At 62.7% G+C, this 21,375-nt stretch carries 20 protein-coding genes; 9 read left to right on the top strand and 11 right to left on the bottom strand.

Annotated elements, in window-relative coordinates:
• Positions 1-45: 45 nt before the first annotated feature.
• From HPY65_05445 to HPY65_05435, 3 genes are all read right to left on the bottom strand, one after another.
• Complete coding sequence (locus HPY65_05445) at positions 46-789, bottom strand: ABC transporter ATP-binding protein (protein NPU83913.1); 744 nt, start codon at positions 787-789, stop codon at positions 46-48.
• Positions 786-1,598, bottom strand: a complete 813-nt coding sequence (gene cbiQ, locus HPY65_05440) for a cobalt ECF transporter T component CbiQ (protein NPU83912.1) — start codon at positions 1,596-1,598, stop codon at positions 786-788. The genes HPY65_05445 and cbiQ overlap by 4 nt, the downstream gene beginning before the upstream one ends.
• 61 nt (positions 1,599-1,659) lie before the next feature.
• Positions 1,660-2,718, bottom strand: coding sequence for a cobalamin biosynthesis protein CbiM (locus HPY65_05435; protein NPU83911.1), 1,059 nt, complete (start codon positions 2,716-2,718; stop codon positions 1,660-1,662).
• 345 nt (positions 2,719-3,063) lie between these two features.
• Here HPY65_05435 and HPY65_05430 point away from each other — a divergent pair, with 345 nt between their 5' ends.
• From HPY65_05430 to HPY65_05395, 8 genes are all read left to right on the top strand, one after another.
• A complete protein-coding gene (locus tag HPY65_05430) occupies positions 3,064-4,182 on the top strand; it encodes a branched-chain amino acid ABC transporter substrate-binding protein (protein ID NPU83910.1) in 1,119 nt (372 codons plus the stop codon).
• A gap of 93 nt (positions 4,183-4,275) precedes the next feature.
• Positions 4,276-5,178: a branched-chain amino acid ABC transporter permease LivH gene (locus tag HPY65_05425; GenBank protein ID NPU83909.1), complete on the top strand. Its 903-nt coding sequence runs from the start codon at positions 4,276-4,278 to the stop codon at positions 5,176-5,178.
• 9 nt (positions 5,179-5,187) lie between these two features.
• Positions 5,188-6,426 (top strand): branched-chain amino acid ABC transporter permease, encoded by a 1,239-nt coding sequence (locus HPY65_05420; GenBank protein NPU83908.1) that lies wholly within the window; start codon positions 5,188-5,190, stop codon positions 6,424-6,426.
• Positions 6,427-6,433: 7 nt separating this feature from the next.
• Positions 6,434-7,222, top strand: a complete 789-nt coding sequence (locus HPY65_05415) for an ABC transporter ATP-binding protein (GenBank protein NPU83907.1) — start codon at positions 6,434-6,436, stop codon at positions 7,220-7,222.
• A 59-nt stretch (positions 7,223-7,281) separates the two neighbouring features.
• Complete coding sequence (locus tag HPY65_05410) at positions 7,282-7,989, top strand: ABC transporter ATP-binding protein (GenBank protein ID NPU83906.1); 708 nt, start codon at positions 7,282-7,284, stop codon at positions 7,987-7,989.
• Positions 7,990-7,992: 3 nt separating this feature from the next.
• A complete protein-coding gene (locus tag HPY65_05405) occupies positions 7,993-9,279 on the top strand; it encodes a PilT/PilU family type 4a pilus ATPase (protein NPU83905.1) in 1,287 nt (428 codons plus the stop codon).
• A gap of 13 nt (positions 9,280-9,292) precedes the next feature.
• On the top strand, positions 9,293-11,272 hold the full coding sequence (locus tag HPY65_05400; GenBank protein ID NPU83904.1) for an ABC-F family ATP-binding cassette domain-containing protein: 1,980 nt from the start codon (positions 9,293-9,295) through the stop codon (positions 11,270-11,272).
• Positions 11,273-11,334: 62 nt separating this feature from the next.
• Positions 11,335-12,648 carry a tetratricopeptide repeat protein gene (locus HPY65_05395; GenBank protein NPU83903.1) on the top strand — a complete coding sequence of 438 codons (1,314 nt, stop codon included), beginning with the start codon at positions 11,335-11,337 and terminating at the stop codon, positions 12,646-12,648.
• Positions 12,649-12,687: 39 nt separating this feature from the next.
• Here the strand turns inward: HPY65_05395 and HPY65_05390 are convergent, their stop codons facing one another.
• The 8 genes from HPY65_05390 to HPY65_05355 form a co-directional block, all read right to left on the bottom strand.
• A complete protein-coding gene (locus tag HPY65_05390) occupies positions 12,688-13,206 on the bottom strand; it encodes a ferritin family protein (protein ID NPU83902.1) in 519 nt (172 codons plus the stop codon).
• A 42-nt stretch (positions 13,207-13,248) separates the two neighbouring features.
• On the bottom strand, positions 13,249-13,728 hold the full coding sequence (locus HPY65_05385) for a hypothetical protein (GenBank protein ID NPU83901.1): 480 nt from the start codon (positions 13,726-13,728) through the stop codon (positions 13,249-13,251).
• A gap of 79 nt (positions 13,729-13,807) precedes the next feature.
• Positions 13,808-14,011 carry a PspC domain-containing protein gene (locus HPY65_05380; protein ID NPU83900.1) on the bottom strand — a complete coding sequence of 68 codons (204 nt, stop codon included), beginning with the start codon at positions 14,009-14,011 and terminating at the stop codon, positions 13,808-13,810.
• Between the two features lie 94 nt (positions 14,012-14,105).
• Positions 14,106-15,803 (bottom strand): potassium channel protein, encoded by a 1,698-nt coding sequence (locus HPY65_05375; protein ID NPU83899.1) that lies wholly within the window; start codon positions 15,801-15,803, stop codon positions 14,106-14,108.
• Positions 15,804-15,843: 40 nt separating this feature from the next.
• Positions 15,844-17,256, bottom strand: a complete 1,413-nt coding sequence (locus HPY65_05370) for a bifunctional enoyl-CoA hydratase/phosphate acetyltransferase (protein NPU83898.1) — start codon at positions 17,254-17,256, stop codon at positions 15,844-15,846.
• Between the two features lie 197 nt (positions 17,257-17,453).
• Positions 17,454-17,621 carry a hypothetical protein gene (locus tag HPY65_05365; GenBank protein NPU83897.1) on the bottom strand — a complete coding sequence of 56 codons (168 nt, stop codon included), beginning with the start codon at positions 17,619-17,621 and terminating at the stop codon, positions 17,454-17,456.
• A gap of 61 nt (positions 17,622-17,682) precedes the next feature.
• A complete protein-coding gene (locus HPY65_05360; protein NPU83896.1) occupies positions 17,683-18,549 on the bottom strand; it encodes a mechanosensitive ion channel family protein in 867 nt (288 codons plus the stop codon).
• Positions 18,546-20,336: an SLC13 family permease gene (locus HPY65_05355; GenBank protein NPU83895.1), complete on the bottom strand. Its 1,791-nt coding sequence runs from the start codon at positions 20,334-20,336 to the stop codon at positions 18,546-18,548. Before HPY65_05355 ends, HPY65_05360 begins: the two co-directional genes overlap by 4 nt.
• A gap of 215 nt (positions 20,337-20,551) precedes the next feature.
• Between HPY65_05355 and HPY65_05350 the strand changes: the two genes are divergently transcribed.
• Positions 20,552-21,313 carry a SagB/ThcOx family dehydrogenase gene (locus HPY65_05350; GenBank protein ID NPU83894.1) on the top strand — a complete coding sequence of 254 codons (762 nt, stop codon included), beginning with the start codon at positions 20,552-20,554 and terminating at the stop codon, positions 21,311-21,313.
• The last annotated feature ends 62 nt before the right edge of the window (positions 21,314-21,375 follow it).

Here is a 21,375-nt window from a genome sequence, read left to right as displayed (position 1 = left end):
TGTCGAGTGGCGAGGGACCAGGGATAAGAAGCAGACGGGTATTTTTCAACAGTCCGGCAGCGGTTGCATCCGGAGCGGCTTCTCCAGGTGGTTGACCTTGAGGAGAGCCTCGTCACGGAAGATCTCCGCGGTCGGACCGTCGGCGGCGACGCGCCCGCCGTTGAGGACGATCGTGCGTTCGCAGACGTCCAGAACGAGATCGAGATCGTGGGTGGCAATGATCTTTGTGTGCCGGAAGTTCATGAGGAGCCCGATGAGCTGCCTCCGGGAAAGGGGATCGAGCCCGGAGCTCGGCTCGTCCATGACCAGGATGTCCGGCGACATGGACAGCACCGTGGCGATGGCGGCGGCGCGCTTCTCTCCCCCGGAGATCTTGTAGGGCGGCCGGTCGGCCAGGTGGTCCGCGCCGACCTGCCGGAGCGCGTCATGGACGCGGATTTCCACCTCCTCCCGCGGCAGTCCCAGGTTCAGGGGGCCGAAGGCCACGTCGTCAAACACGCGGGGCATGAACAGCTGGTCGTCGGGATCCTGGAAGACCATGCCCACCCGGCGGCGCACGTCGTCCACGTTTTTCCGGGTCAGGGGATAATCGCCGACCTGCACGGTTCCGCCCGCCGGGAAGAGGCATCCGTTGAGATGAAGCAGCAGCGTCGATTTACCCGCCCCGTTGGCGCCGATCAGCCCGACGGACTCGCCGTGGACGATCCGGAAGGAAACCCTCCGGAGCGCCGGTGTTCCGTCCGGATACGCAAATTCAACGTCCCTCAATTCGACGATATGATGGCTCATGCGCTGCTCCCGAGAACGAACGTCCCGATCCACAGGGGGATGTTGTAAAGACGCACGAACAGGAAAAACGAGATCCAGAGAAGCGCGAAGAGGACGTCGCCGATCCCGAGGGATCGCTCCCGCAGAAGGCGGATCCGGCCGGAAAATCCTCTGGAGATCATGGCGTTGTAGATCCGCTGCGCCCGGTCGAGGGAGCGGAGCAGGAGCTGTCCCGCCAGGGAGCCGAAAACCCGGATGGACAGGCCCTCCCGGCGGAAGGACCGGAGCGCGTGAGCCCGCAGCATGCGTCCCGCTTCGTCCGCCGCCACGTGGATATACCGGTTCAGGAACAGGAGCTGGGAGACGAAGATCTTCGGCACCCCCATTTTTTCCAGTCCGAAACACACGGCGTCGAATCCGCAGACCGCCACCAGGATGAGCGCGGCGCTCACCGTCAGCAGAAACTTGACCAGGATGGAAGCGAAGGAAATCCACCCTCCCGAAACGGCGAAAGGACCGAGCTCTGCAACGATGCGGCTGTCGAAAACGGGATTGAAGATCCCGATCATGACGGCGAAGGGGGAGACGATGAGAAGCCGCAGGCCGATCCGCCGGAAGGAAACGCGCCCCAGGGCCATAAGGGACACGGGATAGAGGGTGAGCGGAAGGAGCCCGAGGAGGTCATACTTGCCGAAGGAGGAGACAACGGCAATGAAGAGAAACGTCGTGACGATCATGGCGCGGGGATCCACCCGAAGGGCGGAGGCATCCGCCCTGCCGAGGCCTTCCAGACCCCTCATGGAACCGAGGGCCTGACCGGCGCCGCTCATGGGAGCGCTGCTCCCGCCGGCATGTTTTTCTTCCGATATCCCGCTGGCATAACGCGATCCCTCATCGTTCGGACGTCGGCCTGCTCCTTCCGGGCTGGCTCGCCCGCCTCAGGACGATCCCGATCATGCCCGCCAAGAGCAGGGTCAAGCCGCCGCCGACGATTCCCGCCACGGAGCGGCCCGCACGGACGCCGGGCCACGATTCTCCCTCGCGGGCCCCCGTCTTGCCTTCCACGGGCGCTGCCCGGAATCCGTAGTCGGGCAGGATCGCGATTTTTTCCTGGATGCGTGCAAGAACCGAATGGGCGGAGCTTCCGGAAGCGGACAGCTCCTCCTTCCCCGCCGTGCGAAGCATGGACCACTCGAGTCCGTCGGGGTTTGTAGAGGCAAACCAGGACAGGACGCCGCCGGTGAGCACGGCGACCACCGCGAGGCCGACCAGGATTTTCTTCATGGGAAAACCGGCGGCATGGCTCCCCGAGGCAGCCTGCAGCACTTCGGGCCGGGCGTTCCAGACGAACGTAATGACTGCGGCGGTCGCCAGACCCTCCACGACTCCGATGGCCAGGTGAATCGGCTGCATGAGGAGGACAAACGTGGTGAAGGGCAGCTCGCTGATGCCCGAGGCGACCGTCTCGAGGACGACGGCGAAGGCCCCCAGCTGCAGGGCGATGATGGAGGACACGGTGGCGCCGGCCAGAATTTTCCCCGGCGTGGGGTTTTTCCCGAGAATCTTTCGGCACAGCAGGGGATAGGCGACGAAACAGGGGAAAAAACCCAGATTGAAGATGTTGCATCCCAGAGCGAGAAGGCCGCCGTCGGCGAAAAAGAGGGCCTGGACGGCCAGGACGGAGGCCATGGTGAGAAAGGCGGCATGGGGACCCAGCAGCATCGCCAGGATCATTCCCCCACCGAGATGACCGCTGGAGCCCGTGGCCGGGATCGTGAAATTGATCATCTGCGCCGCGAAGATGAAAGCCCCGAGTACGCCCATGAGAGGAATCGTCCGTTCGTCCATGTTCGTTTTGATCTTCCGCGCCGAGTAAGCCGTCAGGCCGGCCGTCGCCGCCCACATGGCCCCGCCGACGGCGGGGTTTATCAACGCATCGGCCATGTGCATGATCCGGGTGCTCCTTTTGTATTCCGTCTTTTTCTGCAGCTTCGTGTAACATGAACATGGATTTCGTGGCAACACAAATACATCCCCTCCGGGCTGCGGGGTCTCCCCCGAGGCGTGATGCGAAATTGCATCGTCATAACCGGCACATTCATGATGTCATCCCGTTTGACGGAGGGACGGAAATGTGGTAGGCGGTCATTCTCCTGTCCCCCCATACGAGGTTGCACCATTAACCGTAACTGCCCTGCAGGGGCAAGCTTCCGCCGGGAAGGTGGATGGCATGCGGCTTACGTTCCGGAGGTGGGGGTATCGCCAAGACTTCAAATCCTGAAAAGGAGGATTATCATGATGAAGCGCTTTCTTCTCGGAGTATCCGCACTTTGTCTCGTTTTTGCCCTGGCCGGCCCGGCCCCGGCCGCCGAGACGATCAAGATCGGCGTGGCAGGCGCCCACAGCGGAGACCTGGCTTCCTACGGCCTCCCGACGGTGAAGGCCGTCGAGCTCGTGGTCAATGACATCAACGCCAGGGGAGGCGTTCTGGGCAGGAAGATCGAACTCCTCATCGAGGATGACGTCTGCAAGCCCGAAGTGGCAACCAACACGGCCACGAAACTGGTCTCGAGAAAGGCCGACGTGGTCATCGGCCATATCTGCAGCGGAGCGACCAAAACGGCCCTGGGAATCTACAAGGACGCCAAACTGATCGCCGTCTCGCCCTCGGCGACCAACCCGGAGCTGACCCAGAGCGGAAGATATCCCAACTTTTTCCGCACCATCGCCTCCGATGACGCCCAGGCCAAACTGGGCGTCGAGTTCGCTGTGAACAGACTGAAGGTGACCAAAATCGCCGTTCTCCATGACAAGGGGGATTACGGCAAGGGCTTCGCCGAGTTCGCCAGGAAATTCATCGAGGACGGGAAAAAGGCCCGTGTGGTCCTCTTCGAGGGGGTCACCCCCGGTGCCGTGGATTACTCGGCCGTGGTCAACAAGATCAGGCAGTCCGGAGCGGAAGCGGTGATTTACGGAGGATATCATCCCGAAGCCTCTTCCATCGTCGCCCAGATGAGGAAGAAGAACATGAAGACCCTGTTCATCTCCGACGACGGCGTGAAGGACGACACCTTCATCAAGGTGGCCGGCAAATACGCCGAGGGCGTCTATGCCTCCGGACCGAAGGACACGAAGAAGAACCCCCTGGCCATCGCCGCCATCGCCGCCCACAAGAAGGCCTACAACTCCGACCCGGGCGCCTTTTTCCTGGAGGGGTACGCCGCCGCCCTGGCGGTCGTGAATGCAATCCAAAAGGCGAAATCCACGGAATACAATGCACTCGTGAAGGCTCTCCGGACGAACTATGTGAACACGCCCGTGGGCAAGATCCGGTTTGACAACAGGGGCGACGCCATCGGCGTCGGCTTTGCCATGTACGAGGTGAAAAAAGGGACTTACGTAGAAGTCCGATAAACGATCCGAAGGGGTTCTCCGCCGTCCGCGGGGAACCATGAACAGGGGCCTTCCGGCCTTGCGCGCCGGAAGGCCCTTCTTTCCGTGAGGACCATGGATTATTTTGTCGAACTGTTTGTCGGCGGTCTGACCCGGGGCAGCATTTATGCATTGATCGCCCTGGGCTATACGATGGTGTACGGTATCATCGAACTGATCAACTTCGCCCATGGCGAGATCTATATGATCGGGGCCTTTACGGCCCTCATCGTGGCCACTGTCCTGGCCATGAGCGGCATGAGCGGCATATCCGTGCTGGTCCTGGCGTTTCTCGTGGCGGTCCTGTATTCGGCCTGCCACGGCTTCACGGTGGAGAAGATCGCCTACAAGCCCCTCCGCGGGGCTTCCCGGCTCTCGCCCCTCATCAGCGCCATCGGCATGTCCATCTTTCTCCAGAACTATGTCATGCTGGCCCAGACCTCCGATTTCCTTCCTTTTCCGAACCTGCTTCCGGAACTTCCGTTCATGGAGCCATATGCGCACATCATGGGCTCGACGGAGTTCATCATCGTCGCCACCACGGCGGTCGTCATGATCCTGCTGACGATCCTCATCAAGTTCACGAGGATCGGCAAGGCCATGCGGGCCACCGCCCAAGACCGGAACATGGCGATGCTCGTAGGGGTCAATGTGAACCGCATCATCTCGATGACCTTCATCATCGGCTCCTCCCTGGCCGCCGTCGGCGGCGTCCTCATCGCCTCCCACATCGGCCGGATCAACTTCTACATCGGCTTCATCGCCGGCATCAAGGCCTTCACCGCCGCCGTTCTCGGCGGGATCGGGAGTATCCCCGGCGCGGTCCTCGGTTCGCTTGTCCTGGGGTGGACCGAGAGTTTCGCCACGGGCTACGTCTCCAGCGACTACGAAGACGTCTTCGCCTTCGCGCTCCTGGTCCTGATCCTCATCTTCCGGCCCTCGGGTCTCCTGGGCCGGTCCACCACGCAGAAGGTATAGGGGGGATTCATGAAACGGCTCGCCGAACTCCGTGAATCCATCGTCATCGCCTTCTGGTTCATGTTTCTCACCTTCCCCATCCTGGTCATCCAGGTGAACACCATCGAAAAAACCATCATCTGGCGCTGGCAAAACATGTTCTACGTGGGAATCGGGAGCTTCGTCCTGTCTTTCGTGTGGCGGTACTTCATCGGGAAGGCCGCGTCGGGCAAGCGGAATACCGGGGAGGGAACAGCGGAGAAAAAGAGCTTCCTGCTCAGGATCGCCCGGGACGCCCGATTCTCCCGGGGTGCACTGCTTTTCACGGCCGTTGTAGCCATCGCATTCCCCTTCCTCTCATCCACCTACCAGGTGAACATCATGACAACGGCCCTGATGTACGTCGTCCTCGGCCTGGGCCTCAACATCGTCGTGGGCCAGGCGGGGCTCCTCCACCTCGGTTACGCGGCCTTTTACGCTGTGGGCGCCTATACCTACGCCCTGCTCTACCAGCACTTCGGAATCGGCTTCTGGACGGCCCTGCCCCTGGGCGCGCTGATGGCGATGATCTTCGGCCTGCTGCTGGGCTTCCCGGTGCTGCGCCTCCGAGGCGACTATCTGGCCATTGTGACCCTGGGATTCGGCGAGATCACCCGGCTCGTCCTGGAGAACTGGAGCGAGTTTTCCTCCGGTCCCAGCGGAATTTCGGAAATCCCCCGTCCGGGGTTTTTCGGCTTGGAGCTGAATCTGGAAGAAGCCACGATCTACCTGTATTTCCTCATGATCGCCTTTGTACTGTTCACCATTTTCGTCACAAACCGTCTCCAGAACTCCCGGATCGGCAGGGCCTGGCTCGCCCTCCGGGAGGACGAAGTGGCCTGCGAGGCCATGGGAGTGAACAAGACCATGGCGAAGATGACGGCCTTCGCCCTCGGCTCCACCTGGGCGGGCATGATGGGGGTCGTCTTTGCCGCCAAGACGACCTTCGTGAATCCCGCAAGTTTCACGTTCCTGGAATCGGCCATGATCCTCTCGATCGTGGTCCTGGGAGGCATGGGCTCCACCCTGGGGGTGATTCTGGCCTCCTTCCTCCTGATCCTGATGCCGGAATACCTGCGGGCCTTCAGCGACTACCGGATGCTGCTGTTCGGAACGATCATGGTCGTCATGATGATCTTCCGTCCCCAGGGGATCATCACAAATATCCGCCGGACCTACGAATACCATTTCGACCGGAAGCAGAACGGCGCATCCGGCACGCCGGCTTGAGAAGGCCATGGAAACGATCCTGGAAACGAAAAACCTGACCATGAACTTCGGGGGCATCAAGGCCCTCGACCGGGTGGACCTGGAGGTCCGGCAGGGGGAAATCTGCGCCCTCATCGGTCCCAACGGCGCCGGCAAGACGACCTTTTTCAACTGCATAACAGGCATCTACCCGCCCAGTGAAGGAGACGTCTTCATCTCCCCGTCGGCGGGAAAGCGGAAGCGGATCAACGGTATGCCGGTCCACAAGGTGACGGCCCGCGGGCTTGCCCGGACGTTCCAGAACATCCGACTGTTCCCCGACATGACCGTCCTGGAAAACGTCATGGTGGGGCGCCACTGCCGGACGAAGGCGGGCGTCCTGGGTGCCGTTTTCCGGAACCGGGGCACCCGGAACGAGGAAAAGGCCGTCGTAACCCGGAGCTACGCCATCCTCGAACGGATGGGCCTGGCCGACTCGGCGAACGCCCTGGCCCGCAACCTCCCTTATGGAGACCAGCGGCGCCTGGAGATCGCCCGTGCCCTGGCGACGGAGCCCTTCCTTCTGCTCCTGGACGAACCGGCGGCGGGCATGAATCCCCGGGAGACGGCAGACCTGGAGGAGCTGATCCTGAAGATCAAAAACGAGGAAAGGATCGCCATTCTCATGATCGAGCACGACATGAGAATGGTCATGAGCATCTCCAACCGGATCTTTGTCCTGGACTACGGAAAGAAAATCGCCGAGGGAACCGCGGCGGAGATCTGGGAAAATCCGGTTGTGATCAAGGCATACCTCGGGGAAGAGTTCGATGCTTGACGGGATCGGCAATTGGTTTTATAGCATTTTCCTGCTATACGGATCGGCGGGTTGAATTCATGCTGGAATTGAGAAACGTCCAGACGTATTATGGCAACATTCAGGCCCTGAAGGACGTGAACATGATCCTCCGGGAAGGGGAGATCATCACCCTCATCGGGGCCAACGGGGCGGGAAAAACGACGACCCTGATGTCCATCTCGGGAATCGTGCCCCCGCGTTCCGGGGAGATTCTGTTCATGAACCGGCCGCTCACACAGCTGAGTCCCGACGCCATTGTCGCCCTGGGGCTCTCCCAGGTCCCCGAGGGGCGGAGGATCTTTCCGCACCTGACGGTCACGGAGAACCTGGACATGGGCGCCTTTCTGCGGAAAGACCGGGACGGCATCCGGAAGGACCTGGAGTACGTCTTCGACCTGTTCCCGATTCTCGCCCAGCGCCGCCACCAGCCCGGCGGGACCTTGAGCGGCGGGGAACAGCAGATGCTGGCCATCTCCCGGGCGCTCATGGCGAGGCCGCGCCTGCTCCTGATGGACGAACCTTCCCTGGGACTGGCGCCGATGTACGTGAAACTGATTTTCGAGATCATCCGGAAAATCAACCACGAGAACGGAACACCCATCTTCCTGGTGGAGCAGAATGCCCATATGGCCCTTCGGGTGGCCCACCGGGGTTATGTTATGGAAAACGGCCGGATTACGCTGGAAGGAACGGCGGACAACCTGCTCCACAACGAAGAGGTCAAACGGGCCTACATAGGAGCCTAAACCATGAATAAAAGAAGTTCAGCGGTACTGGAAAAGCAGTTTAAGGAATTGATCGCCATGGCCATGCGGGAGGGCTATTCGGATATTCACATCTGCGGCGGTTCCCCCCTGGTCTTCCGGAAGAATGGACGCATCCAGTTCGACCACCGTCTCAGCTGGACCCACGAGGACATGGACAACCTCATTGCCTGGCTGGTCAAGGGGGAACTTCTCCACCGGCTCAGAACACGCCTGTCCGTCGACTTTGCCCGGACCGTCAGCAATTCGCGTCTGCGGATGAACGCCTTCGTGACCCTCCGGGGCTTCAGCCTCGCCGTCCGCCTGCTGCCGGGAACGGTACCGCGGCTGAACAACCTGAACATCCATCCCACCATCCAGCAGTACTGCCACAACGAGGCGGGACTGATCCTTGTCTGCGGTCCCACCGGCAGCGGAAAATCCACAACGATCGCGGCCATGGTGGAAGAGGTCAACGAGACCCGCCCCGTCCACATCATCACCCTGGAGGATCCCATCGAGTACCGCTTCACCTCCAAGCGCTCCTTCGTGGAACAGCGGGAACTGGGGACCCACATGATTTCCTTCGAGCAGGGACTCCTGGACGTCCTGCGGGAGGACCCGGACGTCATCGTCGTCGGCGAGCTCCGGGAACGCCAGGTCATGCGCCTGACCCTCGACGCGGCCGAGTCGGGACACCTGGTCATCGCCTCGCTGCACTCCGCCACCCCCGAGGAGGCCATCTACCGCATCTGCAACGCCTTCCCCATCGAGGCCCAGACGGAGGTCCGCAACCAGCTCTCGACGAGCCTGCTCCTGATCGTCGTTCAGCACCTGCAGTTCCTGGAAAGCACCGGCTTCCAGGTCCCGCTGCTGACGATCATGCGGAGCAACCAGGCAATCCGTTCACTCATCCGGGACAACAAGGTCTCCCAGATCGAGAGCGCCATGCAGACCGCCAAGGGTGAAGGGATGTTCACCAGTGAAGCCTACCTGACGGATTATCTGAACTACCGGAACCAGTTTGTACCCCCCTCGTCGGTCTTCCGTCCCTCCGCACTGCCGCCGGAATCTCCCGACTACACGCCGCCGATCCTCCGTTCGGGAACAGCCCGACGGCAAACGCCCGCAGCGCCTGTACCCGGCGAAAATGAGCAGGAGACGCTCTTTCCCATCACGCCACTCAAGGAGACCGGTCAAGCGGCGGACGCAGAGGCGGGAGACTACCATCTCACCATCGAAGAGAATTCCTCCCTCGAGGACCTGATCGCCCAGATGCAAAAAACCAAGTAAGGCGGTCATCCATTTGATTTTCATACGGAACCTCCGCCTCTCCTTCGGAGCCAAGGTCCTCTTCGGCGGCATCGACTGGACCATCACCGAACGGAGCCGGATCGGGCTCGTAGGGGACAACGGAACCGGCAAAACCACGCTGCTTCGGGCCATCCTGGGCCAGGTCGAGCCGGACGAGGGTTCCATCGACGTGGCCGGCCGCCGGGACCGGGCCGTCGGATACCTTCCCCAGGACCTGGTGGAACTCGAAGCGGTTCCTCTGACGGACTACATCAAGGACCGCACGGGCATGGGGGACCTGGAACGTTCCATCCGTCTCTGCGAAGAGGAAATCTCCAGCCATTCTTCCCCCCCGACGGCCGTCCTGGAACGATACGAAAACCTGCTTACGGTGTTCCGCAACCGGGGCGGCTACGGCTTCGAGTCCCGGGCGCGGCAGGTTCTTCGCGGCCTCGGCTTCCGGGAGAACGATTTCGGCAAGGCCTGCTCCGATTTTTCCGGCGGCTGGAAGATGCGGATCCTCCTGTCGGTCATCCTTCTCTCCGATCCGGCCGTCATGCTTCTGGATGAGCCGACGAACCACCTGGACACGGAGAGCATGGAGTGGCTCGAGGGGTATCTCGGGAATTACCCGGGGACACTGATTACCGTCTCTCACGACCGGATTTTCCTGGACCGCATGGTCGACCAGATCGCAGAACTGGCAGGCGGCAGGATATCCGTCTTCAAGGGCGGCTACACGGCATTCCTGGCTGAACGGGAGCGCCGGAGGGAAGCCCTGGAGCAGGAGCGGCTGCGCCGGGAGGGCGAGATCCGGCGGACCTGGGAGTTCGTCGAGCGCTTCCGCTACAAGGCCACCAAGGCCAGGCAGGTCCAGAGCCGCATCAAGCGGCTGGAGCGCCTGGAGGTCTTCGAGGACCCTGGAGATGCGCGGACGGTCACGATCCGTTTCCCCGAAGCGCCCCGGAGCGGACGCGAGGTCCTGACCGTCCGCGATCTCTCGAAATCCTACGGCCCGCTGGAGGTTTTCCGCGGCCTCCGCTTCACCGTCGCGCGAGGCGACCGGATGGCCCTGGTCGGCGTCAACGGTTCCGGGAAATCCACCTTGACGAGAATCCTGAGCGGAGACGAGGAGCCTTCGTCGGGCGCCGTCGACCGCGGCCTGAACGTGCAGATCGGCTTCTTTTCCCAGGAGAGCGCGGAAAACCTGGACTACGGGCGGACCGCCTGGGAAGAGGTCCGCGACGCCGGGACCCGCGGCACCGACCAGGAACGAAGGAACCTCCTGGGGGCGTTTCTCTTTTCCGGAGACGACATCCACAAGCCCGTCCGGGTTCTCTCGGGCGGCGAAAAATCCCGCCTGGCCCTCCTGAAGCTGATCCTCCAGGACACGAACCTCCTCATTCTCGACGAGCCGACGAACCACCTGGATGTCAAGACAAAGGATTTGTTCCAGGACGCCCTCCTTCAATACTCGGGCTCTGTCATCATCGTCTCCCACGACCGCTTCTTCCTTGACCGCATGGTGAACCGGGTCCTCGAAATCCGGGACGGATGCCTCCACGAATATGCTGGAAACTACTCGTATTTCATCGAGAAGCGGGCGATCGAGCAAGCCGGGGAAAAGGATGGGGCGGGACCGACGGCGGAGGGAATCCGGGAGCTGCCGCAGAAGGAAGCACGCCGTCTCGCAGCGGAGGAGCGGAACCGCCTGTATCGCACCCGGAGCGCCCTGAAGAAGGAGTTCACGCAGACGGAGGAGCGAATCGGCACCCTGGAGGCGGACAGAACGTCCCGCGAGGAGATGCTGTGCGACCCCGCGGTCCTCCGGAACGGGGACCGGGCGAAGATTCTCCATGGCGAATTGCGGCGCCTCCAGGTCGACCTGGAGGCGCTTTACGAACGCTGGAGCGACCTCGGCCAGCGGATCGAGGCGCTGGAAACGGCTTCTCCGGCATCCGGGCCGGAGGAAGAAGGGCCGCGAAACCCGTGAAGACAGGGCCGCGTTGTGGTATAGGAACGGGCATCCGCACCCGCGGTCAGGAGGATGCATCCATGGCACGGCAGAATGAACACCCCGTCATGCACTGCGGATTGCTGAAGGCCGCCCGTCTCTGGGTCTGCGCCGTCCTGCTTGTCTTTTTCTGCTCCTCACCGGGAGCGCTTGCTGCGGCGGTCGCCCCGGCAGCGGACGGCGCCTTCAGCATCCACATTTCGTCGTTCCGGCAGGAAATCCATGCGATCAAGCACATCCGGCAGCTGGCCGCAAAAGGATGGCCGGCGTATTCCCGGAAAGTCGTCCTGCCCCGGAAGGGAACCTGGTGGAGGGTGTACGTGGGACCGTACGCCGACGAAGCGGCGGCCGGGAAGCAGGCGATTCGCCTGAAAGAGCAGGGAGTTTCCAAATATACGGCGGTTGAGCGGACCGGAGTGTCGACGGCGAAATCCCGGACGCCACCGGTGGCGGCGAAACCTCCGGCTCCCCCGCCTGCGGAGCGGGCGACCCCCGCCCCGAAGCCGGAAACCTCCGCAAAAGGCAAAATTTTCTTTCCCGATGTAACGAGCACGGAACCGGTGGGGCCGCCCAAAGCGGCCGAAGCGGTCCGGCAGCCCCCCGCCGCCGAACCCGTCAAGTCGGCCAAACCGGCCGAACCTTCACCGGCGGTCCCCTGCCGCAACGATGTCTGCAAGCCGAAGCCCGGACCGGCGGCGCTTCCCACGTGGACGGAACCGCCCGCGAACGCCTCGAAGGCGGCCCAGCCGGCGGCCCTCTCCGTCAGGAGAGCACCGGCGTCAGGCGAGGCAAAGAACGGACCGGTAAAAAAAACGGGCGGGATTACCTGGGGAGAGCTTCAGGAAGAACCTGATCCGGAAGAAGCCATCCGGACCGCGCCGCCTCCCGTTCGTCCGGACCCCCCGGCGCCGGCGGTCGAGCCGCCGCGCGTAAGCCCCGACACGGAATCCGCGCCGCGGCGGGAGCCGCTGACGACGGCCCCCGCGCTTCCCGGCGACCGGGTGGAGGCCCGGAAATACTTCGAGAAGGCCAACGAATATTTGGCAAAGGGAATGCTGGAGATTGCCGTGGCGAACTACAGCCGTTCCATCGAACTGGATCCTACATTCGCAGAGGCTTACAACGGACGCGGCCTGACGTATGAAGCGATCCAGCGCGCCGAACTGGCCATCTCCGACTACGACGCCGCCCTGCGGCTGAAACCCGACTACAGCGATGCCATTTACAACCGGGCCCTCGCTTGCCGGAAATCGGGCCGCTTCGATCAGGCTAGGCGGGACCTGGAGAGCGCCTGCGTTCTGAAGAACCGGCGCGCTTGTGAACTGTTGTCGGAGATGAAGGGAGCCCGGAAGTAACGGAACCGGCCATTCGAACTGCCGGGCCATCCTTCCTGGTCATCCCCCGTCGAGACCGCCCTTCTCCCTCATTCGGAACCAGCCGGCCGGATCGGCCAGGTATTCCTGCGTATCCTTCAGCGAGACGAAGTGTTCGTGCTCGATGTCGGCCAGGAGGTTGAAGAAGGCTTTCTCGCGGGGATCCGTCACCTGGTCCCGGAGCCGGGCGTAATAAAGCGCTCCGTTGGCCTCGAACTCGATCGCCGTCTCGAGGGCCTCCATGTCGCCTTTGTCGCCGGCAGGCCCCCGGCCGGCCTCCCGGACCATCTTCGCCAGGACGTCCTTCACCGCCGTGTCCTTCACGTTCAGGGGCACGGTCTCGGGCCACTTTTCTTCCTTCAGCCATTTCCCGTGCAGCTCCCTGAGCCGCGCATAGTGCTCCATTTCTTCTGCGGCGATCTGCTCGAACATCGCCCTTCCCACGGGATTCGTGCTTTTCCGGGCGTGTTCCAGGTAGAACCGGTGCTCCTGCATCTCGTTGTTCAGGGCCACTTCCAGTGCATTCAGACGCTCTTTCATCTCTGCCTCCTCTCCGCCGGCCGGTCCGGATAAAACGCGGGGCTAGTCCCCGCGGTCCTTTTCATACCGATCGTAGGTGTCGATGTCTGGCGTGTACAGGAGCACCGTTTTGTCATCCAGCATCCGGGCCCCCGTCCGGGCCGGAAGGATGGAATACCAGATCCCGATCCGCTCCCCCCGGTCGTTGAGGATCGAAAAGCCGTAAGGCATCTGGCCGACCTCCCGGGCCCTGTCCTGGACCCCGGTCACCAGTTCGCGGCACGTTTTGGGATTCATTTCCAGCCGCCGCCACAGCGTGTCGTCCACGAGCTTCAGGTCCTTCCGGATCCCGATGATCGCATTCGGATACGTGTGGGAGCCGCTTGCATACCAGGCATAATCGGCACGGCAGGAGTCCGCTTCGAACATGCGGGCCGCCTCCACGTCCGCCTTGATCTGGCCGGCCTTCCCGGCAAAGGCGGCACAGCCGCACAGAAGCGCCAGGACCATTGCAACCGCTGCCAGGCTTCCGATTCGTTTCATGTCGTTTCTCCTTTCATGCTCCATGGCCCATCCCGGTGCCGTCCACCGATCTTCTTCCGACCCGGTCCGCCGGAATCCGTCAATCCTGCGGGATCCCCTCCGGCCGCCTGGGAATGATGAGCCACATGGCGATATAGGCCAGGATCCCGAATCCGAAGGAAAACAGGGTCAGCAGAACAAAAAGGATCCGGATGAAGGTGGGATCCCGATCGAAATATTCCCCGACCCCTCCGCAGACACCGCCGATTTTCCGGTTCGTTTCCGACAGGTACAGCTGCTTCATGAACGAGTCTCTCCCTGTACAAAATAGTTGTTCAAAGGTACCCGAAAGGGCGGACGTTTTCAACCGTCTTTCGGAATCCCGGCTTTCGGGATCCTCACAGGTAGGTGCGGGAGAACGTCAGCTCCGCGTCCGGGGTACCGATCAGGATCAGCTCGGAGTTTTCCTCCACGAGCAGGAACGGATCCGGATTGATGGTCACATCGCCGCCTTCTTTCCGGATGCCGACAACGGTGCACCCCGTAAGCGGGCGCACCCGGGACTGGGCGAGGGTTTTCCCCACGAGGGAGGGGGGCGTGGGAAGCCGGAAAATATTGAGTCCCTCCGCGAGGAGGAACATGTCTTCCCTTCCCATGTAATGGAAGATGGCATCGGCCCCCAGGGAGGCATAGGACATGACGAAATCCGCTCCCGCGCGGTGCAGGGTCGAGATGTTCCTGTCGGCGTTGGCCCGGCAGATGATCTGCATGTCCGGACGCAGGCTCCGGAGATACTTCGTCAGGTAGATGTTCGTCGCGTCGTCATGGGTGGTGATCAGGGCGGCGGGAGCCTTTTCGATCCAGGCCTTTTTGAGGGTTCCGATGTCCGCGGCGTCTCCGGTGATGTAAAGGGCGTCTTCCTCGGTCCGCCGGGGGTTCTTTTCAATGATGAGAAAGTCCACGCCCCGCTCCTTGAACTGCTCGCCGATGGCTTTCCCGACACGCCCGCCGCCGATGATGATCACCGCATCGCCGGCATGGCGACTCAGTTGATAGAAAGAATACACCTCGTCATAATGGGCGATCTGCTCCTCCGTGCCGGCAAACAGCAGGGAGGTGGAGCGCTGGATCACCGTATCCGGTCCGGGCACCTCGATCCGGCCCCGCTCCCAGATGGCGACGACGGCCACTCCGATCTTCTCCCGAAGCCGGCTCTCGGCCAGGGTCTTTCCCACCAGGGGAGTGCTGACGGCGGGGGCCTGGGCGATCAGGAGGTTGTCGAAACGCCCCAGGATGTTGGACCGGAAGTCGCCGCCCAGGGTCCACCCCGCCAGGGAGCGTCCCAGAATCTCCGTCAGTTCGAGGACCCGCGAACACCCCGCGAGGTAAAGGATGTCCACGGAATGGGGGGAATCGGCGGTGGCGATGATGGGGACCGTCTCGTTCAGTTCCCGGACGGTGAAGGCAATGTTGGTATTCACCTCGTCGCGGTTGGTGGCGACAACGAGGGCGGCCCGGTCGGCCCGCATCTTCCGGTATGTCTCCGGGTCGTCGATGTGGCCGATGGCGACCCGCACGCCTGCGTCGTACAGGTCCTTGGACTTTTCGTACTCATCGACGACGACGACATATTCCCGCTTGTAGGTCTTCAGTTTCTCGATCAGCGCCGCGGTGACCGCATCGTGGGACGTGATGATGACGTGGTTCCTCGTTCCCGGCGGCAGCTCGCGGGGATAGCGCTTGCGGGTCTCCGCCTCGATCCAGGGTGCGAAGAAGAACTTGATGAACGTGAAGGGGAGCAGGACCAGGAGGAAGATGACCCCGGAGAAAAGGACCAGGATGGAGAAGAGGCGCCCCAGGTCCGAATGGAAGGTGATGTCGCCGAACCCGAGGGTGCTCATGACGACCAGGGTCCAGTAGAACCCGGTGATCCAGGAATGATCCTGTCCCTCCGCCGCCATGATCAGATGGAAGATCACGCTGTAGACGGTGACCATGGTGAACAGGACGAGGCAGTAGCGCAGGAGCATCCGGGTGTTTTGCCGGGTGCTCTCGCTGTCGAGAAAGGAGCTGAGGACGGAAGGAAGAAATTTCATGGGTGTTCCCTGCTGTGCCCCCGTTGACGGCCGTCTTCCCTCACGTCGCTGGAAGGGCGGCCGGCCCCCGGGCCGTCCGGGCGACAATGGCCATGAGAGCCGCCGAGGCCAGCCTCGTCCGCACGGAGTCGGCCCGGCTGGTGAGGATGATCGGGACCCGGGTTCCCAGCACGATCCCGGCGCCTTCCGCCCCCGCCAGGTAGGTGAGCTGCTTCAGGAGCATGTTGGCCGACTCGATGTCCGGTGCCAGGAGGATGTCCGCCTCGCCGCTGACGGGGGATTCGATTCCCTTGGTCTTCGCGGCCCGGGCGCTGATGGCATTGTCGTAAGCCAGCGGTCCGTCGAGGATGCCGCCCCGGATCTGGCCCCGGTCGGCCATCTTGCACAGGGCCGCCGCGTCGAGCGTGGAGGGGATCCGGGAGGTGACCGTCTCCACGGCGGAGAGGATGCCCACCCGCGGCGTCGCGATCCCCAGCACCACCGCCAGATCGATGGCGTTCTGGATGATGTCCCGCTTGTCCTCGAGTCCGGGAAAGAGGTTGACCGCCGCGTCGGTCATCATGAGCATCTTGGGGTAGGCGGGAACATCCAGGATAAAGGCGTGGCTGATCCGCCGTCCGGTCCGGAGTCCCGAGGCGGACGGCACGACGGCCCCCATCAGCTCGTCGGTGTGGAGGCTCCCCTTCATGATCGACTCCACCTCGCCCCGGCGGGCCATCTCGACGGCCTTCGCCGCCGCCGCGTGGCTGTGGGGCACCGCGACGATCCGCTGGCCCCCCAGGTCGATCCCCGTCTCCACGGCGGTGTGGCGAATTTTCTCCTCGGGGCCGACCAGAACCGGGATGATGATCCCCCGCTCGGCCGCCAGGAGGGCCCCCGCAAGGGAGTCGCGGTCGCAGGGGTGCGCAACGGCGCAGGTGACGGGTCCGCAGGCACTGCAGGCCCGGAAAAGGTTCACGAAGACGTCCCGCCTCCGCAGTTCCAGGTGGGCCGGCGCGACTTCGTTGTAGGCAAGCCTTTTCTCCGGCGCCTCCACGACCGTTGTGCCGGCAACCAGCTCCCGGCCCTCCTGGTTGACGACCCGGCAATCCAGGATGACGCGGCGGCCCGTGTCGTGCTTCGCCGTCACGGTGACCCGGGCCGTGAGCGAATCCCCCACCCGGACATCGCCGGCATATCTCATGTCCCGGCTCAGGATCTTCGTCCCGGGGCCGGGAAGGCGCGTTCCGATCAGATCGGACAGCAGGGCCTCGGAGCCGGCGGCCTCCGTCGTCTCGATCCGCTTTGGGTCTCCGCCGCCCGTCTCCGGGGCCAGATGAAAGGAATCCACATCCCCGGAGACGAGAGCCATCAGATCGACCTGCGTCCGGTTCAGGACGACCGTCCACTCCTCGGCTGCGCCGACCCGGATTTCCTCGAATGGCACGTTCGTGACGCTGCGATGGGACTCCATAGCTACCCCCTGTTCCGGATGGATGCTCCGCCCTCACGCCCGCCCCTCATCGGGAACGGAGACGTCCCGGACGGCTCCCGCCTGATCAGTTCTCGTAGAATACCTTGATCGTCTTCTTTTCCAGGCGCGACGCCAGCCAGCCGGCGATTTTTTCCGGTCCGCTTTTCTGAGTGAAGCCCTACTGATTTTGAATACGATCACGTCCTGCTTTTCCGGCGCTTCGGCACCGTGGCGATGGCGAACTCGGGAATGACGTTTCCCTTGGACTTGCTGCTGATGGCCACGATAATGGCGAAGGCCAGGATCCAGAGGTTGGTCCCTTGAAGATGACGTCTCTTTCGATGGTTGCGTGGATGACCTCGCAATCCTCGATGTCGCTGTCCAGTTTCAGGGAATGCATGATTTTCCGAACCATATTTCGACTCCTCACTCCCTAGGCATTTCCTTGATGTGGATGTCCCGCTGGGGAAACGGAATTTCGACACCCGCCTCCCGGAACCGCCGGGAGATCTCATAGTACAGATGGCTCTTCAGGACTCCGGGACGGTTGACATATTCGCTCGTCCAGACCCGCAGATTGAACATCAGCGCGCTGTCCCCGTACTCGGTGAACAGCACGTCCGGTCGGGGCTCTTTCAGGATGCCGGGATGATCGAGGGCGATTTCCAGCAGGAGTTCCCGGATCTTCAGGGGATCCTCCCGGTAGGATACCCCGACGGGGAAGTTGAAGCGGACGCTGCGGTCCGTGTGACTCCAGTTGATGACCGTCGAGGATATGAACTCCGAGTTCGGGACGATGATGGAGATGTTGTCGTTTGTGACGATGGTGGTGGCCCTCATGGAGATGTCCACAACGTCCCCGGCGATGCCGGACACCTCGATCCGGTCGCCCACCTTGATGGGCCGCTCGAACAGGATGATGAGCCCGCTGACGAAGTTGTTCGTGATGTTCTGCAGGCCGAAGCCGATGCCGACGCCGAGGGCCCCGAACAGGATGGTGATGCTGCTCAGGTCGATCCCCGCAGTCTGCAGGATGATGACGAAGCCGATCGTCAGGAGGGCATACTTCACGATGGACCCGATGGCGATCCGGACGCCCAGGTCGATCCGGCTGTTCGCCAGGATCCGGTACGCGACGATCCGGTTGATCCTCGACGCCGCGAAGACGAGGAGGACGGAAAAGAAGACCAGGTAGACGAGCATCCAGAGGGTGAACGTGGATCCGCCCAGGGAGAACAGGGGAATGCTCAGATGATCGACGATACGGTCCGCGATGTCGGAGATCGTGTTCATGGTCCCTCCTGAAAGGGGAAGAAAACGGGGATGAAGATCGTCGCCAGGATCCAGAAGATCAGGTTCAGCGGCGTCCCCACCTTCAGGAAATCGGCGAACCGGTACTGGCCCACGCCGTAGATCATCGTGTTCGTCTGGTAGCCCACGGGGGTCATGAAACTGGCGGAGGCGGCAAAGGTGACGGCCATCAGGAAAGGCTTCGGGCTGACCCCCATGGTGCCCGCCGCGGTGATGGCTATGGGTGCCAGAAGTACGGCGGTTGCGTTGTTGGACATGGCACTCGTAAGCAGCATGGACAGAAGATAGAGTGCGGAAACGATCGCCACGGGACCCAGGCCGGCGAGGAGATCGATCATCCGATTGGACAGGAACATGGCCGCCCCCGTCTTCTCCAGGGCGACCCCCAGGGAGATGATCCCTCCGAGAAGGAAGATCACCTTCCACTCGATGGCCTCGTAGGCCTCCTCCAGGGAAAGGCATCTGGCCCCGACGAGGAGGATGGCTCCGATGATCGCCCCGATCATGATGGGCAGAATTTCCAGGCTCGCCGTGATGACTACCGCGGCGATGATCGCCAGGGCGGGCAGGATCTTTTCCTTCCGGTACTGGGGCGTCTCGATCTCCGAGACGACGACGAAGTTCCGGTCGTTCCGGATCGCCCCGACATTTTCCCTCCGCGCCTCCACCAGGATCGCGTCACCGGCCCGGAGGCGGGTCTCGGAAAAGCCGGTGTTCATGAGTTGGCCGCGATGCCGCAGGGCCAGGGCCGTGGCCCGGAAAACGTTGCGGAACCGGGCCGACTTGACCGTTTTCCCCACGAGGCTCGAGTTCGGGGCGATGACGACCTCCGTCAGGATCAGGTCTTCGCACTGGAAATCGCCGTCATGAAGCTGGCAGTCCGAGATCATCCGGATCCCCAGCCGCTCCTTCAGCTTCTGGAGCTGCCGGATGTCGCACCGGACCCGGAGGAGGTCGTTCTCCTGGAGCACGACCTCCTCCAGGGGCGTCAACAGGCGCCTGCCGCCCCGGATCACTTCGATGATATCGATCTCCACCTCCCGGACGAGGGGGGATTCAGATACTTTTCTGCCGACGGACTTCGCCTCGGGAAGGAGAATGATGTCCGTCAGGTACTCATGCATCTGGAATTTTTCCGTCAGGTCGGCCGCGACGCTCCGTTCCGGGATCATCCTGACGCCGACGACGACCATGTAGACCATTCCGGCTGCGAAAAAGACGAGCCCCAGGGAGCTGAACTCGAACATGCCGAAGGCCGGCAGGCCATACTGAACGGCGATGGAGTTGACCAGGATGTTGGTCGATGTCCCGATGAGCGTGCAGACGCCGCCGAACATGGAGGCGAAGGAGATCGGCATCAGGAGCCGGGAGGGGCTGATCTTGTTCGCCGTTGAGAGCCCCAGCAGGATCGGGATGAACACGGCCACGATGGGCGTATTGTTGATGAAGGCGGACATGGCGCCGACGGCAAGCATGGTTCCGACGAGGCCGACCCAGAAGTTGAAGCGGAAGATCCTCGACGTCAGGTCCCCGAGGAAATTCACCGCCCCGGTCTTTGTCAGCGCGGCGCTGAGGATGAACATGGCGGCGACGGTGACCGTGGCGGAGTTGCTGAAACCCGAGAGCCCCTCCGCGGGCGTCACGATCCCCGTCACGAGGAGGATGCACATGACGAGAATCGCCGTGAGATCAACGGGCAGCTTCTCCGACGCGAAGAGAGCGACGGCCAGCGCGATCACTCCCAGTACGATCAGCATGTCGAGGGTCATGACAGCTCCCGGTGTTCCTTCTTATCTTTTCAATAATACGCTGTTTTTAGCATTGCTACTATACGGAGGCGGACCCTTCGTGTCAAGCAGGGAGGGAGCCTGCGCGGGGAGCAGGCCAAACCGCGATTCATCCGGCAGCACCGGCCGTCTTGACACCCCCCGTCGTTTTCCATACAGTCGGGCCAGACAGAAAACGGCTCCGGAAAGGACCCGCCATGACCGATCCGCACCTGGAAAAATTCCGGTTTTTCCTCAAGGACACGATCCGCCGGCACACCGACTTCTCCCGGACCGACCAGAACCGGGGCGTCCCTCCCCCGCCCGTCGAGAAGCCCTGGCCGCCGGATGCCGCCCGCATCACCCTGCCGTCCGTCCGGCCCGGCGATTCGACCCCCGCCTGCGACCTCGCGGGGGCCATGGCCCGCCGCCGGAGCCGCCGGGACTTTCTTCCGGAGCCGCTCTCCCTGGAGACGCTCTCGTTCCTTCTCTGGGCCACTCAGGGCGTCCGGAAGGTTCTCGACCGCGGCCACGCCCTCCGGACGGTCCCCTCGGCAGGCTGCCGCCACGCCCTGGAGACGTATCTGTGCGCCTTGAATGTGGCGGGCATCGATCCCGGGATCTACCGGTATCTTCCGCTGGAGCACGAACTCCTGCCGGTGTCCCGCGAGGAGAGCCTGTCATCGGAACTCGTTGCGGCGGCCTTCGGCCAACCCTGCCTCGGCCGGTCGGCGGTCACCTTCGTCTGGACCGCGATTCCCTACCGGATGGAGTGGCGCTACGGACGGGCGGCCCACAAGGTCATCGCCCTGGATGCCGGCCATGTCTGCCAGAACCTCTACCTGGCCTGCGAGGCCGCGGAACTCGGGACCTGTGCGGTGGCCGCCTACGACCAGGAGGCCATGGACCGCCTGCTGGGCGTCGACGGGGAGGAGGAGTTCACCATCTACCTCGCCCCGGTGGGGAAGGCGCGCGACTGAGGGGGGGCGGATACGTCGCCCTTCGGACTATTGATGAGGCCTCGAACACACGATTTGCGACA

Source organism: Syntrophaceae bacterium, assembly GCA_013177825.1.
Classification (GTDB): Bacteria; Desulfobacterota; Syntrophia; order Syntrophales; family PHBD01; genus PHBD01.
The sequence above is the reverse complement of the archived record's forward strand: the minus strand, read 5'-3'. Positions and strand labels throughout refer to the sequence as shown.

What these genes read in the sequence shown, in the direction of transcription:
- HPY65_05425 (NPU83909.1), top strand. Translation starts at nt 4,276, where the DNA reads ATGGATTATTTTGTCGAACTGTTTGTCGGCGGTCTGACCCGGGGCAGC.
- HPY65_05415 (NPU83907.1), top strand. Translation starts at nt 6,434, where the DNA reads ATGGAAACGATCCTGGAAACGAAAAACCTGACCATGAACTTCGGGGGC.
- cbiQ (NPU83912.1), bottom strand. Translation starts at nt 1,598, where the DNA reads ATGAGCGGCGCCGGTCAGGCCCTCGGTTCCATGAGGGGTCTGGAAGGC.
- HPY65_05410 (NPU83906.1), top strand. Translation starts at nt 7,282, where the DNA reads ATGCTGGAATTGAGAAACGTCCAGACGTATTATGGCAACATTCAGGCC.
- HPY65_05375 (NPU83899.1), bottom strand. Translation starts at nt 15,803, where the DNA reads ATGAAATTTCTTCCTTCCGTCCTCAGCTCCTTTCTCGACAGCGAGAGC.
- HPY65_05395 (NPU83903.1), top strand. Translation starts at nt 11,335, where the DNA reads ATGGCACGGCAGAATGAACACCCCGTCATGCACTGCGGATTGCTGAAG.
- HPY65_05420 (NPU83908.1), top strand. Translation starts at nt 5,188, where the DNA reads ATGAAACGGCTCGCCGAACTCCGTGAATCCATCGTCATCGCCTTCTGG.
- HPY65_05390 (NPU83902.1), bottom strand. Translation starts at nt 13,206, where the DNA reads ATGAAAGAGCGTCTGAATGCACTGGAAGTGGCCCTGAACAACGAGATG.
- HPY65_05380 (NPU83900.1), bottom strand. Translation starts at nt 14,011, where the DNA reads ATGAAGCAGCTGTACCTGTCGGAAACGAACCGGAAAATCGGCGGTGTC.
- HPY65_05350 (NPU83894.1), top strand. Translation starts at nt 20,552, where the DNA reads ATGACCGATCCGCACCTGGAAAAATTCCGGTTTTTCCTCAAGGACACG.
- HPY65_05360 (NPU83896.1), bottom strand. Translation starts at nt 18,549, where the DNA reads ATGAACACGATCTCCGACATCGCGGACCGTATCGTCGATCATCTGAGC.
- HPY65_05355 (NPU83895.1), bottom strand. Translation starts at nt 20,336, where the DNA reads ATGACCCTCGACATGCTGATCGTACTGGGAGTGATCGCGCTGGCCGTC.
- HPY65_05430 (NPU83910.1), top strand. Translation starts at nt 3,064, where the DNA reads ATGATGAAGCGCTTTCTTCTCGGAGTATCCGCACTTTGTCTCGTTTTT.
- HPY65_05405 (NPU83905.1), top strand. Translation starts at nt 7,993, where the DNA reads ATGAATAAAAGAAGTTCAGCGGTACTGGAAAAGCAGTTTAAGGAATTG.
- HPY65_05370 (NPU83898.1), bottom strand. Translation starts at nt 17,256, where the DNA reads ATGGAGTCCCATCGCAGCGTCACGAACGTGCCATTCGAGGAAATCCGG.
- HPY65_05435 (NPU83911.1), bottom strand. Translation starts at nt 2,718, where the DNA reads ATGCACATGGCCGATGCGTTGATAAACCCCGCCGTCGGCGGGGCCATG.
- HPY65_05445 (NPU83913.1), bottom strand. Translation starts at nt 789, where the DNA reads ATGAGCCATCATATCGTCGAATTGAGGGACGTTGAATTTGCGTATCCG.
- HPY65_05385 (NPU83901.1), bottom strand. Translation starts at nt 13,728, where the DNA reads ATGAAACGAATCGGAAGCCTGGCAGCGGTTGCAATGGTCCTGGCGCTT.